Here is an 18488-nt window from a genome sequence, read left to right as displayed (position 1 = left end):
TATGAAAAAGTCACTGTACTTTTTACTGCTCCTATGTTCTTTCGTCATTAAAACCTACTCACAAAGAACATATTACATCGACTTTGGCCCAAATGATGTTACCAACGGTAACATCACCACCAGTCCCGATGTAAATGGCAATTATTGGAACAACATCACCAATACCAGTACAACCGCCGCTTCGGTATACCTGGTCACAAACAAAAACGCATTATCCGGTGCATTACTCAACATCACCTCCGGCTTTAGTTCTAACGGCATTAACAACGGAGGACTGCTATCACCCAGTGCATCGCTCCTGAATGATCTCGCTATCAACACTGCCACGCAGGATTATTTTTATACTGATAATACCGCGAGCTTTATCATCAAAGGACTGGATGTAAGCAAAGGATATGTCTTTTATTTCTTCGCTACCCGAAATGACCCTGAAGTACGCAAATCAAATTATACACTTGTAGGCAATACCACCTACAGCGCTACCCTACAAACCTCTGGTACGAATCTGGGTGGAACCGGCTACAATGGTAACAACAGCACCATTCTCGTCACCAACACCCTCACCCCCGATACAAAAGGCCAGATCGCCATTACCGTAAAACGCGAAACCGGTACTTTCGCCTATATCGGCGCTCTGAAAATAGCGGAAGTCCAACTGCCCATTACCGCATTAAAAACAACCTATATTGATTTCGGTCCCAATGATGTAACCAATGGCAACATCACCACCAGTCCCGATATCAATGGCAATTACTGGAACAATGTAACCAATACCAGTACTACTGCCGCCCAGGTAAACCTTGTAGATAAAGTGAATGCATCAACAGGGGCATATGTTAAAATCACTTCCGCATTTTCTTCCAATGGTATTCTAAATGGAGGTTTATTATCACCAGATGCCAGCTTATTAGGTGACCTCGCCATCCCCACTGCCACCCAGGATTACTTTCACACCTCCACGGCTTCCAGTCTTTCAATAAGAGGACTGGATAAAACCAAAGGCTACGTTTTTAATTTCTTCGGTACCCGCAACGACCCTGAAAAAAGAGTAACAGGTTATTCACTCACCGGGGCTACATTCTACGACGGTCTGCTGCAAACCTCCGGAACCAATTTAGGCGGAACTGGTTATAATGGAAATACGAAAACCATCCTCACCTCAGATATAATCATGCCTGACGATAATGGTCAGATAAACCTGACCATGACCCGATCTGAAGGCACCTTTGGCTACCTGGGGATCCTGAAGATCAACCAGGTCAACCCTGTTACGTTTGAGCCGTATTGTACTACCAAAGACGCCAGTCGCATCGCCATCATGGGCTCTTCTGTCCCTTCAGGTACAGGTGCTACCAACAACCAGGGATACGCCCAGTTATACGCCCAGCTATTGACTACCAGGGCCAACAACGGTACCGGTCAAACCTGGAATGTATCGAACATATCCGTCCCTGGCAACAACACCATCAGTGTGATCAACCGATGGGATAAAGACTTACTACCCATATGTGGCAAATACGTTATTTACGCCCTCTCTTTAGGAAATGAAGGGATCACCACCGGCGGCCAGGCCATCTTTGATCAGTTCAGAGATAATATGAAATTGCTCATTAACAAAGCAAGGCAACAAGGCATTGAACCCATCGTCACCAATTGTTATAGTCGCGAAGATTACACGGCTACAGAATACAATTATATCAAGCAAATGAATTTGCTCATTCATTCCTGGAATGTAGCAAGTATCAATTTGCTCGGTGCACTTGACAATGGAGCCGGTAAATGGGCCACCGGTTATAAATATGATGACCTGCACCCCAATGATGCGGGGCATCTTGAATTTGAATATGCGATCGTTCCTTCTTTGTTCGATGCTTTAAAAGCAGGAAAGACACAACCCTACCAGGTAAATGGTACCTATTTAAACTTAAGCCCTTCCACTGGCTACAAACTTCAAATTAAGCCTGAGGAAACGCTTCATTCCTTTACCTACTCTTTTGATATCCAAACATCTTCCATCGGGCAGTTAGCAGAACTAAGCACCACTACGGGTTTAAAAACCTTAGTGATCAATACCTCCGGAAAGCTGGACTATTCATCAGGTATTTCTGGTACTACAGTACTGACCGACAACCAATGGCATAAAGTGACACTCACCCATTACTATGCAATGGGGAAAACACTATTATACATCGATAAGGTATTACAGGGTTCAATTGCTGAAAAGGTCGTGACCACTGCCTTTGATCTGAATGGCTCCACTGCGCCAGCTGCAAATTATCGTACGTTACTCTTCTACCGTTCTGGTATGACACCAGAAGAAATCAACGCTATGGTAGATGGTAGTCTCCTAAAATCAAGTCTTGAAATTTATTCCCCCCTTGATGGCGGCAATGCAGATCCAATTATAAATTTCGCACAGAGTACAAACAAATTAAAAAAGGTAAACATCATTGCAGGTACCTACTATGTTCAAAACCGTTTCAGCGGACTGTACATGGATGTAGATGATGGTCAGATTACGCAGGATGGTGGCAATATCCAGCAATGGAGCTTATTAAATGGTACGAATCAGCAATTTACCTTTACGCACCTGGGTAATGAAGTCTATAAGATCATTTGTGTCAAATCCGGAAAATCAGTAGATGTGTCAGGCGTGAGCACCACAGATGGCGCCAATATACTGCAATGGAGTTATGCAGCCGGTACCAATCAACAGTTTTCGATGGTGCCTGTGGATAACGACTATTATAAGATTATACCACAGCATAGTGGTAAATTGATAGAGGTATCCAATTTTAGTACGGTGAATGGAGGGAATGTGCAGCAATGGTCAGATGCAGATCAACTCAGTGGCCATTGGAAACTCGTTCGGTCATCATTGGCAGCACCGGCTACAATTGCCAGCGTAGTGCAAAAAGAGGATCAGTCCGGAATTTCAGTATATCCAAATCCTGCTGTGAGCACGCTTTATATACGTGGGTTAACGAATGCAGTCAGTATTAAAGTATATAGTAGTTCAGGGCAATTGCAGTTATCCGGTTATGTAAGATCTATAGCTATTGGTCAATTGAGTCCTGGTGTGTATTTGGTACACCTGGGGGCGAAGGTGTTCAAATTTGTTAAACAATAAAATACTAAAAGGGTGTATTAGAATTTCTGATACACCCTTTTAAATTATTCAGTTCCCGTATCATTTAATTGAACCTTGACCGAAACTCCAATGGTGACATACTTGTCTTCTTCTTAAATAATTTATTGAACGATTGTGGATATCCAAACCCCAATTCATACGCAATCTCTGCAACCGTTAATGTCGTTGTACTAAGATATTCCTTTGCCTTTTCAATCAGTTTATCCTGAATATGCTGCTGAGCACTCTGTCCTGTCAGCGTTCGAAGCATATCACTCAGATAGTGTGGTGAAAGACGCAGCTTATTAGCCAGATATTCCACACTTGGAAGGCCGTTTTTTAACGTTTCTTCATTATTGAAATATTCTTCTAACAATCCTTCCATCTGCGTAAGCAAAGTATGATTTGTCGCTTTGCGAATAAAGAACTGTCGCTCGTAAAAACGATTGCTATAATTTAATAACAACTCCAATTGCGCAATAAGAATATCCTGTGTATGCCGGTCAATATGCTGATACTCTTGTTCGATCTTGTGGAAAATATTTATGATATCTTTCTCTTCTCTGTCCGACAAATGCAGTGCTTCATTCACCGCATAAGAAAAGAAACCGTATTGTTTTATCTTCCCGGCCAGCGGAGACCCCAACAAAAAATCAGCATGAAACAACAACGCATATCCTGTGCCTGTTTGCTGACTATCCATAGCAAGATCACCTACGGTAATCGACTGTATCTGTTTTGGTGCTAAACAACTCAACACACCCTTATCAAAATCAAAATATAGCTGACCATATTTCACCTTGCCCTGCACATTTCTTTTCAAAGACACACTATAAAAATCGAACAGAAAATTCTCAGCAAAGAAATCAGCCGTCAGTCGTATATCTTCCACCCGAATCACACTGATCAGTGGATGCAATGGATCTGGTAGCGATAGCAACCGATGAAACTCAGATATGGAATGTATGCTTTTCATGCCACTACAAAAGTACACTATTAAAGAAAGGCACCAGTTTACCAAGCGCTTCATTAGTAGCAAAAGGCTGATCATATAAATCATAATGACCCGCACCCTGCACTACATGAATACTTTTATTGACAGCAGCAGCCTTATTATACAATTCAAATCCATCTCTGTAAGAACCAAATGCACCGACTTTATCTCCAACTATTACCATAAGCGGCTGTGTCAGCAACTGATCTGCAAGATGAAATGCATCAAATGCGATAGCGGCTCCCATACCTGTAAACCGCAACTTATTACAGGAATTTGGATGTTCTCCTCTTGGCGTTCTGTAATAATCGATGGCTGCTGCCATATCCATTTCTACAGGCCCAGCCTGCTTCGCTTCTTCAATAGATGCCGGTGTCCATTGCGTGATCAGCGGTTCCGCTCCGTTAGCTTCTGCAGTACGTTGTTGACCCACAGCCTCCAATATCTGTAATGCATTCAACTCCCGGTAAGCACGGCTAAAATTCGCCGCAACCACAGTGCCTACTGCTTTAATCCGTTTTTCAGTTAAGGCAGCATTTGCCGCATAGCCACCACCTGCACAAATGCCCAGTACGCCAATACGATCATTAGCTATAAATGCTATAGTGGTAAGATAATCCAACGCACACCTGATATCTTCCACCCTGGTAGCAGGATCTTCAAGATACCGTGGTTCGCCGCCACTCTCCCCTTGAAAAGAAGCATCGAAAGCCAGTGCTACAAACCCTGCCTGCGCTAGTTTTTCTGCATACAGACCGGCCGTTTGCTCCTTTACACTACTTCCCGGATGCACACATATAATAGCCGGATATTGATGTTGCGCATCAAAATTCACAGGCAGATGAAGATTGGCTGCTACCAGCCATGTGCTGTTCTTAAATTTTACTGATTGTTGCATGAATGCAAATTTCCCTAAAGACGGAGAAAGCGATGTTTCCAAACCGTGTAAAGGTGTATCCAAATTACTTGTAAGTCATATGCTATATTATGATGACGAGTTTACCGCGATATACCTTCGTTCTACGCTGCTCATTTACTTCAAGCACATAAATATACAACCCCTCACTGGAGTCGCTGGTAGATAATAAATGTACGGTAATCGTATCAGAGCCGGTGGTGGTGCCGGTTAAAGTGATTGTAAAACTTCCACCAGGAGAACTTTCGTATGTATTGACATGGTCTGTGATAGCAACATAATAGTCAGCAGCAGATACCGGTAAGTAATAACACGGGTAGCAATGGTTTCATAATAGAGGGGCTTTGGTATATAAAGAATATAGTTATAGTCAGATATGGGGGCGTATGTGCCTGTCTGGTATTAACTAAATTACAATATTATTTTAACTTATCCCCTGTGAAGACTCAAGCGATGACTAGCTACCTGAACTTCACTTCAAATAAATAAGGCCATTGTTTTCCGGTTATCAGAAAATTGCCTCTTGCACTATCATAAGCAATGCCATTCAATACGTCTTCATGAAGGTCTGGCAACTGATCAGGATTGAATACCTTGCCACCATGCGCAAAGATATCCGTCAGGTCAGCTTTCGCAACAACGCGTCCACTTTCCGCATTAATCTTCAAAATATTATTGGTCAGAAACTGGTTGGCGTAAATAAACCCATCTACATATTCTAATTCGTTGATGTTATTAACCGGACCGTTCTGATCTGTCACACTAAGGGTCTTTTGCAGCTGTAATGTATTTGGATCCAGGTATTGCAGATTGGAGGTACCGTTACTGGCAATGAGACTTTTGCCGTCGTGCGTCATCGCCCAGCCTTCTCCGGGCCATGGGTATTCTGCGATCTTTTTAAAATCTTTCAGATCGTAAACAAAGATCTTATTACTACGGTAGGTAAGTTGGAATATTTTGTTGTCGAAGATCGCGATGCCTTCTCCAAAAATGGATTTGTCAATATAATGTTCTCTGATTGGCTTACCAGTGGTGAGGTCAATTTGAGCAAACTTGCTAAATCCTTCGCGGCCAGTGCTTTCAAATAGTTCGTTGTTGTGGACTAATAGGCCTTCTGTATAGGAGGTAGTGTCGTGAGGGTATACATTTAGGACGGTATACTCCATAAATGCGGGTAAAGTTTGAGAAGCGGTGGTATTTTCTGCTTTCGGCTGATTGTTAACACAGGCAGCAAAAAGGAAGGTGATGGATATGGCTAATAATCTATTTTTCATAAATACCAGACTTTAATTACCCTAAAGATATATTGTAATTTCCAAACAAAAAGCCCCCGGATCTTTCGACCTGAGGGCTTAAAGCTTGCGGACTACGCAGGGAAGGTTTCGAACCAGTTTGAAGAAGATTTATCTGAAATCCTGGCCTTTATTGGAGAAATGCATCTGAGCAGTATGCCTGGCATGTTACATCTCCGTTATATATTGAATCTCAAGCATTAAACTTCTCATTCTTAACAGCGGCAATGGTTGTTGTGTAAGGTTAGAGAAAATTGTCAGGTCAAAATATAAAACAGCCTTGTTGGTTCCAGGGTTGTGTGTACTATACCAAAGATTAATACTTCCAGCCCATTCTGTAATCATCTCGGCCAGTTTTTTATCGTTTGTAGTGGCCGTTGGATTAACCTGGATGCCTTGTATAGGCTGCATCATGACCGGTAGGCTTACATAACCAGTAGCGGCATTCGGTTGATACATATACTGGCAACTCATCAGTATACTGATTGTATCCTGGGAGTTCTCTTCCAGCAGTGTATCAAACAGGTTAGTCAGTTGTGCAGTAAGCGATTCATAATTATGTTGCCCGGCCGGTGCATTAATCGTCGATATATCTATCGGCATATCGCTGTCGGTAGTTGGATGATAAGGATTTGAAAACTGTACCAGCCCTGTCGTGTATTTGAATGGCTCACTGCTCGGTTTATTGGGCACCAGTTCCGCATTCCGGTTAATGCATGCGGTAGTAGAAGCATCCTGTCTTGCCAGGATATTCATTGCCGGAATAACCACTGTTCTGTCTTGTATAACCTGTCCTTCTGCTGCGGATAATACCGTTCCATCTTTTGTATAATAATAACAGTAATCGCCGAAACATACACCTGTATATGGATTGCTTTCATATCCGTTGATATTAACAACAGGCTGACCAATTCCTGCCGGAGGCAAACCATGCAATGATACAATAAGCGCCTGCACTTCATTGATAGTAGCTATTCCTTCCTGTATGTAGAAGGAATAAGGCAACACCTGCATACTATTAAAAAGTTTATTGTTACCCGGCATCGCCAGCATATTACTTTGAGCTGCAGTGACAACATTCGCTGCCAGAGTCGTGTAAGATATAAGTGCAGTAGACACTGTATCAAGCAATGGGTCGTCGTCAGCAGTGCCGGCAGTTACCTGTGTAAGCTGTGATTCAAGTACTGCAAATACAGACGGCGATACGGTTATAAACTCTGCAAGTTGTGGGAAAGCGTCCTCAATACCCATGAGCATTTTACTGCTGACATCTGCCACATTGAAGTTGATCGTGAACTCCAGTTGATCCTGCGGATAGTGTATCTGTAATGCATATTCAATGTTATAGTTCCAGTTTAGTAACTGGTTAATATTGTCTGCGTCTGGTGGTACAGTAGATTCTCCAGACTGGTTGACCATCGAAGGTGCAGTTGGGAATTCCCGCAATATCATCGGTACCTGTATTTTACCCAAATCTCCGGTAAGAGGGCTGTCGTTCGTGGATAACGGTGTAACGAAACTCAGCCAGGTGGATGCTTCGTATCCTTCAATATTAGGTAGGCTGCTGATCTGGTGTTCAATTGAACTACCTGCAAAACTCAGGTCCAGATCAACATAAGGCAATAATTCATTATCGCTGCCTCTTACCACCTGCGGTGATGAAATCAGGAATGGAATAGGGATGGCTGTGCTGGTTTGCAGGGTAAGTTTGGGAGAAGTAAAAGTAATGGAGTCGCTGTCATTACCTTCATTGATCTCTGACATTACCACTTTCGTAAGGGGCGGCAGAATTATATTTCCAGTCATGTCTGTAAAGCCTGCGCTTATTGTCACCGTTGTACTGCCTGGAATTGCCAACCCGTTAAGTTTAAGGATAACCCTGCGATTATTGTTCGCATCTATACCAGCATTGAACACACTGATTCCTTCGCTTATTGTAAAATTACTACTGATGCCCGCAGCAGATTCGTTAGGTGGATTTGAGAATACAAGGTATAAAATTGTATTATCTGCACTATCGACCATTACATCTGCAAATTTGAAATTGCGGTTAATGCTGCCGTAAAGGCGTGGGGCCATATCGATCGTTGCATCTGCGCTAACATTCGCATGAAACTGTACGGCCGCCTGAGTTGTGTAAGCGTTCGTCAATTTTACCAACAGCTGTTGCTTAAACGCTTCTCTTACTGCATCTGCATTTGGATTTTCATCTCTGAATACTGGCACCATCCAGTTTTTTACAATATCGGCAAGTGCCTTTTTACCCGCCAACAGATCTTCCAGATAAGTTGTTTGCTTTTTATTATCTACCAGTTGAATGGCTGCAGTAAATTCCGGTGACAGTACATTATCGATACTGCTGAAGAACTGATATCCCCACTGATCCATATCAATGCCGGTGAAATCAGCATATACAGATGGAGTGCTAAAGTCTATCCCCGTTTTTTCTGAGTAATAGTAGATAGGAACCTGTTTGCGGGATTCCAGTTTGTTGGAGATAGGGCGAGGTGCGAACATATCCGGATTTGCAGGATCATTGATACTATATGCTATTGGAGTCAGGAGCGTTTTGTCCAGTCCAAGTCGTACTGCCCAGGTTTCTTTATCGTTGCCAGCATTTTGCCGGTCTGTGCCAGTTGCCACGCGCAATGTGTATTTGCCGGTTTCCTGAAGTGCTGTTTCAAAAAGTGCAGCAAAAGTATCAAGGCTATGGGTATCGCCACCCTGGCTATCGGAAAGAGGAGATACTTCCGTTGCCGCCTGAAGGATACCTCCTGTGGTTTCAAGATCACCGGCAGCTGCATTCCTGGTTCGTGTAATAGTGAAGCTAAGGTCAAGACGGAATATCTGTGCCGGGTTCAGATTGGCAGGTACAATTGCAAAGGTCATCGGGTGCGACGCATCTGGAGACTCAACATCTGTAAGTCCCTGTGACCTGTTTTCGAGGAACAGGTAGATAGAGGTAAGCCAGTTTTGTACCAGGTCAGATACCTGCTCCGCAGAGAGTGTATAACCTTGCTGCAGGAGCGTTGTATCTACTGTATATGCAATGCCGTTTGGATCTGTAAGCTGGTACCATAACTGTTTATATACGGCCAGATCTTTGTTCGCCTGTTCTATAACAGTAGATGTTGTTTCTTCAGGCGATTCCGGAAAACTGAACTGTGCAACGCCAGTATACGTTTCCGTCTTATCTGTATTGCTGATATTGTTTATGCTTAATGTCAACAACAGGTTCTCCGGCACGTTATCAACCTGTATTGTCACCGTTTGTTTATCTGACCCGAGGGTGATATGGAGGATGTTTATACCTTGATCCAGGCTGTAATTGGCCGGGTCTATAGAAGATGTTTCTTCAAGAGGTGCTGTAAACCATGCAGTGATGGTAGTTGCATTGGTAACTTTCCCCCACATTAGTCCCTGGTAATAACTGTCGCCAAATGAGAGGTTTAACTGTAACAGAGGCGCTTTATTAATATCTGAAATAACTTCCCATGATGCGGCAACGGACGGCCATTGATTTAACCCGATAAGAGGATCTGTGTATCCTGTAAGTATCGGTACCATATTCAACTGGCTATTGCCGGATGGCTGAGACAGCGTAGTTATAAGCAGGTTGCCATACAGGTCCAGCCATCCATAATCTATCTGCAGCAAACCGCCAAGACCACGATAGGGGCTTTCTGCCTGATCTGGCATATCACCGGAAGTGAGTACAACATTTTTGGCAAAGCGGCTGTAGGGGATGGATTGGGAATAGCTCCAGTTGTCTCCTTCAGCCTGTGATTTAGGATAACTCATCTTATCATTTATATCCTGATCCTCATTTTCTCCTGATGGAGTGGCCGGAAGTCCGAGATTACTGGCATTAAAATAATTGTTATCAGCTATCTGGTAAGAAAGCATGTTATAGGTGTTAAGCAGGAATAGCTCACCATAATTATTCTCTGATGGGTCATCCGGAATCTCTGGTGGTACCGGGCGTTCGGCAGCAATTCCTGCCACTCCCGGTGCTACCGAAGATGAACGGATATCTGGTCCGCCACTAATGATTATCTGTTGGTTATCAGCAAAGAGGCCTGGCACTTCCTGATTTTTTCCGCCCAGTGCTGCGAGATCCTCGCTATAGTAGGAAGCGATGCTTTCGAGTGTAGTACCACCGTTGCTGGCACCGATTGTTATTGTCATTTCCGGCAGGTACAATGCAGTATATAGTGGTAATGGATCTGGCCAGCTTGTCTGTAAAGGATTTGCAGCTTTGATGGCGTCGGCAGTAGTACCGAAATAGGTGGCAATTGCATTCAGGCTTCCACCTGGCGCGCTGCCTTGTGGCCTTACTTCATAAAGCCCTTCATTGACCAGCAGTGTTTTGCCGGCCCTCAATGCAAGGGTTTGATTATCTGCTACTATGTCGGCAACATTGCCATAATACTTATATGCCAGATCGGATAACGTTTGCGTGTCATCAGCAGGAAGGCTGATCGCTAATGGGTTGGCTTCTGCAAACAATACCGCGTGGGTAGTATCGATTGCTTCTCCGATAGCCAGCACATTCATATAGTTGTTAATGTTATTGCGTAGTAGCTCATCAACCGGTGCGGAATATAATACCAGCAGAGAAATAGTTGCTTCATTTTTATCATTGAAGATCCTGTCCGGCAAACCACTGTTGCTGCCTGAATTGTAATAATACAGGTAGTACCCGCCGCCCCTTGTAATACTAGCCTGCCATAACAAACGAATGAAGTCTGTTGTTTCATTCAGCAATACCATTTCTTCCTGCTGATCTGCTATGGTTAGGAATGACCTGGAAGAGAGACTGTCGGGAAGTGTTTCTGTAGAAAGGTTTACCTGTGCAATTCCCATTGTCAGGCTATTTAATGCGTCTGTCTGTATACCTTCTGTAGTAGTGCCGTTTGAGTCTACACCGTAGGCTAGTGTCAATGTAGCAATCAGGGACTTATCGTTGCCGATGCCACTTACCATTTTCTCGAGTACTTCTACATTGCTGCCGTCAGCTCCCATGATCTCATAAGTAGTAGCTGTATTCGGGCTGTCAGTAATAACAGGCACTTTTTTAACGGTGAATGATACCAGTGATCCATACCCATAATAATTTACAGGTGTATTTACCATAGTACGACTCGCTTCATCATAACGTCCTATCTGCATTTTCATTCTGGGATTCACAGATCGGGTCTGTGGGTCAGGTAGTTGCAGCAGTGTGTCTGGTAGCTGCCAAAGACTCAGTGCCGGCACTCCTCCTGCATCTCCGCCATAAGGCATTGTGAAGGCAGAAGCACTACTCCAGTTGATCACTGATGTGAACGGATAGGTTGCCTCTTTTGTGATAAAGGCATCCTGTGCTCCTAAAAGCGACAGATTGATATCAAGAACGTTAGTTGTTGCATATCCTTTTACAGCATTTATCTGCCGGGCTTCGAACGAATCGGGCACCAATGACCACACTAATTTGTCCGGATTGCTGCCGGCAAATGTCAGCCAGCCAGGCATCGATGTGCGGGATAATGTAATATCGAACTTCTCTGTGGAAAGATTGGGTAACTGGAACTGTTGTCCGGTTAATGCATACAAGCCTGCATACGACGGTAGTGATAATATACCACCGTTGTCCACCACCCACATGCCCTTATATGCCGGGGTAATTCCTTCTGTTGGAAGACGCAGCCCTGCCATATAATAGCGTGACGTCATACCTGATAAATGCTGCAGACCATTTGTGGCCTGTATTTCACTAATCAATTCCCCTACCTGGAATTGCTGGAGGTTTGCGATGTTAATATACTCTCCTGCCTTATCAAAGAGGTCGGCCACATTTGCATTTTCAATTGGTGCAGCCAATTGTTCCTGTGTAATATTGTATTTGGCAGCAATCGTTTTCAACGTATCTCCGCTTGCAACAATGCTATTGAACGACGGAATCTTAAAAGTGGCAACTGGCAGCAATAGTCCGGCGAGACCGGTAATGTTACCATTATTTATTAGCTCATTTACAGGTACACCTATACTCTGCGCTACGTCATTCAGTGATTGACCTGCCAGCGTTTTATAAGGATCTTTACCGGGATAACTGATTGTAATACCTGCAGATAAAGTATTGGTAGTATCTTGGTTGGCCGTTGCCAGATCAGTTCCTGTAAAACCACTGTAGAATATAGACTGTGCTGCAATGCTGTCAAATGTATCTGATGCCTGTGCCACATAAGTGCTACCTGTGATCCGCAGATTTTTTCCTGTACTCAGGGGAGCTGAAACATTGTCTGTAAATAAATCTTCAACCGAATACAGATCTGTGCCTGCTTTAACATTTACCCAATTGACAATGTCATTTACAGTTTGGTTATCCTGCAGGTAGTATTTATAGTCTTTCAGTGATTCCCTTGCTGATTGTAACATTTGCCTGCATATAAGCAGGAAATAATCGCTATAGATGAAATTAGCCATAGATTGGCCATCTTTGTCGTCCAGTTTAATCATCTGCCGGTAGTCAGACTGGTCATCTTGTTCTACCTGTACTGACAGTTCGTTAAAGTATGCTCTCAGGTATTCTGTGTATGCACTTGAGGTACTGTTATAGTCTTCAAAATTGTACGAAACACCTTTATAATCGGTACCATAATCAGGCAGTGTAAGGATCATTTCGGGTGGGACAGGAAAATATGTAGCATCAACTTCTCCTGATGTAGGTGCGTTTACTGTAACGGTAAACTGGTTATTCATAAATGTACTGACATCAGCGGCAGTAATCGGAGTTGGATTTGCAGTGTCGCTCAGAAAGTCAAGCAATGCTGCCAGTTGCAAATCAGTTACAATTATATTATCCACTTCTGCGCTGGTCATTGGAACAGGTTGTATGGCTGCAATAGCCCAACGCAATACCTGTTTGCCCAATAGCTCGAAAGAAGTATCAAGGCCTGCGCCATAAGCCTTCTGCAGGCCATTTGCTTTATCATCCTGCGGTGGTGGTACCGATTCGATAAAGAGCATAGCGATATAACAAGCCAATTGCTGACTCACATCTGTTGCGTTATCTCCTGCCATAGTAAGACCGAATCCAACATATGCAGTAAGAGGAACCGGGGATACTGCCTTCTGCAGGTTGGACCATACCGGGCTTGTGGCAGTTCGGGCGGCCATCAGCTCTTTCTGATCATAGTAAAATCTCCGTCTTCTCCTTTGCAGTACGGGGGCACCTGCAGTGAACAATTGTACCTGTTCTGTAGTTGTCCAAGGAGGAGTACCGCCAATAGCTTTGATAGTGATACCTTCCTGTATTCTTGCAGAGAAGCTGAAGCTGATCTTTATTTTAAAAATTCCAAGATTAATAGTGATACGGAGTGATACGCTTACAGATGCAATTATGGACAGTTCTATTGGTTCATATGGTGCGAAGGTGATCTGGACCAGTAACCTGATATCTATATTCACATCAGCTTTTACGATAGCAAAATCTACGCTGCCATACAGTTTACCAATAATCCCTACAGTACCCCTGAACCAGAAGTAGTAAGAAGTTTCCAGTTGTGTATTGTTGCCACTGCCATCAGTGATCTGATAGGGATTCCATTTTGCAAGAATTCCTTCGAGTATGGCTACTGCGGTAAGACTGAATCCGGCTTTGAGTATACCTGCATCAAAAGAATAGCCGAAACCAAGAGAGAGAGAGAGATCAAAACTGTATTCCAAAACCAAATACCAGTACTGGGTTGAATGTACCATTGGTGGCAGCTGGTACCCGGTTGGTAGTGGCGCTGGACAACTTGCCGAAATAAACGCCGGCAGATCCCATTACGGGAATGGGGATGCCAACGGGGGTCCAGATGAGTGTCTGGAAAGTAAAAGAACGGGAAAAATCTTCTTTCCAGGGAAACCCGATATCTACCTGGAAATCCCCGTTGGTAAATACTGAGATTCCGAATACCGGGAGTGTTATATTAAACTGCCCCATATTTATTTTGCGCATCACATCCGGCAATACTATTTCTGCCTGGTATACGCCTACACTGTCACTAATTTTTTTATACATGATCTGGAAGTCGAGACCTTTGAATATTTTTGCAGGTTCACCTTCCAGGGCAATACGTAATGCATAGAGGTAGGGATCATTAAATACTATTTGCATGGTGATAAAATATTGTGCAGCAGCGGCTGTTGAAGCAGCCAATGCTACTGCATTTGATTTATCTCCACCCAACTGCAGCAGTCCAAAGTCCATACCTGTTAGCCAGGAGCTGTTGGCATCAAAATGTATAGCGGGTATTTCTCCCGGTTCTGTATCCGGCAGATTGGACATGCAGGCAATCGCAGCCTGTACATTGTCCGCGGTTTTAAAGCAATCGAGTGTTACATGTTGTCCTAATGCCAGCATCCGTAAGTCCAGGTACTTGTTTCCCTGTCCGGGAGGTGCTGGTGTAGTTTCAGGTTTAGCGGCATTCCAAGATGGAATATCTCCCCAGGCAGCAGATACATCTAATGTAACAATTACTCCATTGTTATCAGGATTTGCATCTTTACTATTGTAGGAAACTTTTATACCATTGATGGTAACGAAGCCCAGATTGATTGGTCCTATTCCTACGTTAAAGCTTACTTTATTATCGGTAAAATCATATTCCAGTGAAAGATTATTCAGGGGAATACTATTCAGCACATTCCATGGGGCAGCCAATCCAAAACTGTTACCGGTGGCCCAGGATACCATTAATTCCACCAGGCTTCCTATTGTAGTAGTATCATTAAACCTGAGTGTGGCGATCTGGTGTATTTTTCCATCTATATTCTTCTCTTCCACTTCCCCGGTCAGCATTCCCCAGATAATACCGTATGCCTGGTAGCCAGGATTAAAATTGTAGAATGCGGTAATGTTGATATTATTCCAGCTGATCTTTGCCGAGATAGCGCCGTAATAACCGGCGGTTGCTGTCTCTTCTTTTTTCCCGTACCCGATCAGTGCAGTACCGGCAATTGTAAAAGTTGGGCCAAGGAAGGGAATCGCCCATGGCGCTGCAGTTTTGGCACCAAATTCCCAGTAAGAGGTCGCTGTATTTATAGTAAATGAAAGTCCGTCTATACCGTAATTATATCCTTCCGGTGGAGCCCAGCCGGTGCCGATGTAATATGACAGCATATCACCGATCTTCACTTCCCCGGATGTTTGTTTGCTGGCAAATGTCCACCCCTTACCAGTGGCATACATTGCACTGAGTTGCATTATAATCTTCGACGAATCAGGTAACACAGTTATCTGGCCCCCAATAAATACTGTGTTGATGGAATTATTACTATTGACATTAAAGCTAAGATTATCAATACTGAATATATCGGCCACAACAAGTGGTTTGTCTGGCTCCAGTATAGCATCTATCGCGTAATACTTCTGGCTGGGAGCATAATTGTAATTAAATGCAGTAACAGAAGTGGACAAATCCAGCTCTCCACCAAATAATGCCAGCAGGTCACTGAGTTCGATAGTACCGTCTGTAAGGCCTCCATACAGTGAAAAATCGGGATATCCGCCTACCATTGTAATGGTACCTTTACCAATAGTAAATTCGCCTGTAACAAGAAAGTTAGTAGTACGGTTGCTGACATCAGCGACATTGTATACGCTGATAGCTACAGTAGGTGTAATGGTAAACAGTGGATTTTGGGAAATAGTCCATGGACTGTTTGTCGTCATTTCGAACGACATATAATCGAAACTGAAAGCAGCTGAATTATACATCAACTGAACTTCTTTGAGCCCGAAACCTGCCAGCTGGCTGAGCGGCGCAGGTAGTACCTGTACTAGATTTATACCTCCTGCTGCCTGGAAGATGGTTGCAATACCGGGATAATTACCGTCAAATGCAGCAGAAAGCAACCAGGAGTTGTCACCTACCGGATATTCAATCAGCAGGCTCACACTTGTGCCATAACTTTCTATAGTACCGAGTATTCCGCCCTGCACCGGGAAACCACCTTCATTTACCTTCATAGTGAAGCCCGGGTTACTGAATAGTATCCATGGAATATTTTCAATTGTCCATACCTGGTCTGCCGTTGCTGTGACTTGTGTGATTACCGGCCCGGACTCTGCTGTATAAACCAGTTCTATCGTCATTTTTATATTGAGGAAAGACAATGTTGTAGCTCCGGAAACAGTTACTTTCGTAATGTTGCCGTTCCCGTCTTTTTCAGCAACAATATTTTCTTCAGGTACTGCAATAGAAAAAATATTACCTGTTACTTTTGCAAAGAAGTCGCTGAAGTAAGTGGCCGGAAGTGCGCTCAACAGGTTGATAGTACCATCAGACCATGCTGCAACAAGCTGATCGTAAACTTCCTGTAGTGTAAGCGGGTCAGCAACTTCATAGAGGTCACTATCTGTAGTTCCATTATCTCCTGATATCGGGAAATGTTCTTTAAGTAGTTCACGTCTATGGTGTACGTTAAGTGATCCGGAGGCATCGGCAGCAATACCCTCGCGCGCTGCATACAGGCTACTTTCTTTGTTAACCAGTATCAGGGTATCTACGCCGACCATTCCCAGCATTAGTTTGTCGTGTATGTCTTTCTGATAATAGTTGCCCAGGTTGGTAAAATATTTATGAAGATCAGATGATATGTTGATTGATTGGAGTGTGGAAGTTGTAATAACATTGAGGGTATTTGTATAAACGACGGGGGCACTTGGTGCACTTTTCTTCAGGAATGGATGAAAAGAAAGGTCTCTTAAAGCGGCCACCCATTCTTGACATTGTTGTGTAATTGCTGAATAATTACTTGCGGCGAGTGTGGATGGATAATTAATGGCAGCATTAGTTCCTTTTTTAGGTACCTGCATAAATGGTTTACCCAGGCTGATCATCATGCTGGAAGTTCCCTGACCTTCGAATATACCTGGCAGGTTAGAATTACCGTAGAAATAATTGTAGATGTCCTGAGGTACGGAACCGATGGAAATAACAAAGATTTTTTTATTGGTCGCAGTTGTCAAAGCGTCAGTTATCTGATCAGCTATGTCAACATACGCAGAATCGACATAGCTTTTCATTATCACCAGTTCGTAATGATTATCTATAGCAGGTGTAAGGTACAGTGTAAGTTGGTTGATTAGTGCGTTGAGGTTAGCAGGAGCATATGCCTGCATAAAATCGTCGGGAGGCATATAGGTGGCAGATATCTTATTTTTCAGATTAGTTAATGCTTTGATACTATTGTTAATATCTGTACGAAGGGCATCCAGGAACTGAAATATGTCAGAATCGGGTCTTGCCGGATCACTGAAATGAAGAATTACCAGTGGTTTATGGAGTTCTTGTATGATATTGAATGCAGACAACACAAGGTTAAGACTCATCTCTCCTGCATCTGCATTAAACTGGTGTAGCCCGTAAACCGGCCATAGGCTCATTTCGGATGGAGCAGCTGAATAGGCATTGTATACGGCCTGTACATTTTTGGTACGTATAGATAATGCGCTGTTGAATTTTTGCTGAATATACCATTCCCATACCCCTGATGATACGGTAGCCAGGGAAGATGCCGTGAATTTATAAGCGAGACTATTGAACTGTAAGGATTGCCTGGATAGGTTGAAGGTATCGGGGTTACCGGTTTTTTGCACTGCACTTGTTACCTTATTATTATTAATTATCTCCCACAGGTAGGGTTCAAGCCGCAGGAAATATTCAACCACCAGCTTTTCTGCGAAATTAGTACTCATACTATCAGCTCCTCCTGTAAAACCAAACTTCACTTTTGTGGCTACTATTGTATCGGAGAATGGCTTAAAAGTGATGTTTGTGCAGGTTCCATAAGTGACTTTAGTTGTATTAATAATCAGAGGATCCAGACCGGGCAATAAAATGGCAATTTTTTGAGCAGTTACTTCACCACCGTCGTAATAGACCACAATCTGGCCAGCGTATGATGTGGTGTTAATGATACGCTTCATGATATTGACAGTAGTGGCCTGATGTCCGTAGTTGAGCGAGCCATCTACGTAAAATCGTAGCTCCTGCTCTTTGCTAATTAAATCAATCATTTCTGCGATTGAAATACCGGTATACTTGTCGCGTATATCTGTAGCCTGAGTGAAGAGTGCTACTAAATCCTGGAATAAGCTCATGGTATGAGTTATTAGGTGATTGA

The 18488-nt window shown here is 43.4% G+C and carries 6 protein-coding genes; 1 reads left to right on the top strand and 5 read right to left on the bottom strand.

Features of this window, described 5'->3' with window-relative positions; genetic code table 11:
- The first annotated feature begins 1 nt into the window (after nt 1).
- On the top strand, nt 2-3130 hold the full coding sequence (locus QQL36_RS35420; RefSeq protein ID WP_321568479.1) for an RICIN domain-containing protein: 3129 nt from the start codon (nt 2-4) through the stop codon (nt 3128-3130).
- Between the two features lie 64 nt (nt 3131-3194).
- Here QQL36_RS35420 and QQL36_RS35415 read toward each other — a convergent pair whose 3' ends face one another.
- The 5 genes from QQL36_RS35415 to QQL36_RS35395 all read right to left on the bottom strand — a co-directional run bounded on the left by QQL36_RS35415 (nt 3195) and on the right by QQL36_RS35395 (nt 18465).
- Entirely contained in the window at nt 3195-4106 is a 912-nt protein-coding gene (locus QQL36_RS35415; RefSeq protein ID WP_321568478.1) for a helix-turn-helix transcriptional regulator, read from the bottom strand.
- Between the two features lie 4 nt (nt 4107-4110).
- Nucleotides 4111-5022, bottom strand: a complete 912-nt coding sequence (locus QQL36_RS35410; RefSeq protein ID WP_083729549.1) for an alpha/beta hydrolase — start codon at nt 5020-5022, stop codon at nt 4111-4113.
- 479 nt (nt 5023-5501) lie between these two features.
- Nucleotides 5502-6314, bottom strand: coding sequence for a glutaminyl-peptide cyclotransferase (locus tag QQL36_RS35405; protein WP_321568477.1), 813 nt, complete (start codon nt 6312-6314; stop codon nt 5502-5504).
- 186 nt (nt 6315-6500) lie between these two features.
- Nucleotides 6501-14039, bottom strand: coding sequence for a LysM peptidoglycan-binding domain-containing protein (locus tag QQL36_RS35400; protein WP_321568476.1), 7539 nt, complete (start codon nt 14037-14039; stop codon nt 6501-6503).
- The gene (locus QQL36_RS35395; protein WP_321568475.1) at nt 14023-18465 is read right to left on the bottom strand and encodes a hypothetical protein; all 4443 of its coding nucleotides are present in this window, start codon (nt 18463-18465) and stop codon (nt 14023-14025) included. The genes QQL36_RS35400 and QQL36_RS35395 overlap by 17 nt, the downstream gene beginning before the upstream one ends.
- Nucleotides 18466-18488 lie beyond the last annotated feature (23 nt).

This window comes from Chitinophaga sp. LS1 (genome assembly GCF_034274695.1).
In the GTDB taxonomy this organism is placed as follows: Bacteria; Bacteroidota; Bacteroidia; order Chitinophagales; family Chitinophagaceae; genus Chitinophaga.
The sequence above is the reverse complement of the archived record's forward strand: the minus strand, read 5'-3'. Positions and strand labels throughout refer to the sequence as shown.

Coding starts and splice junctions, on each gene's coding strand:
- QQL36_RS35420 (WP_321568479.1), top strand. CDS start 2: ATGAAAAAGTCACTGTACTTTTTACTGCTCCTATGTTCTTTCGTCATT.
- QQL36_RS35415 (WP_321568478.1), bottom strand. CDS start 4,106: ATGAAAAGCATACATTCCATATCTGAGTTTCATCGGTTGCTATCGCTA.
- QQL36_RS35410 (WP_083729549.1), bottom strand. CDS start 5,022: ATGCAACAATCAGTAAAATTTAAGAACAGCACATGGCTGGTAGCAGCC.
- QQL36_RS35405 (WP_321568477.1), bottom strand. CDS start 6,314: ATGAAAAATAGATTATTAGCCATATCCATCACCTTCCTTTTTGCTGCC.
- QQL36_RS35395 (WP_321568475.1), bottom strand. CDS start 18,465: ATGAGCTTATTCCAGGATTTAGTAGCACTCTTCACTCAGGCTACAGAT.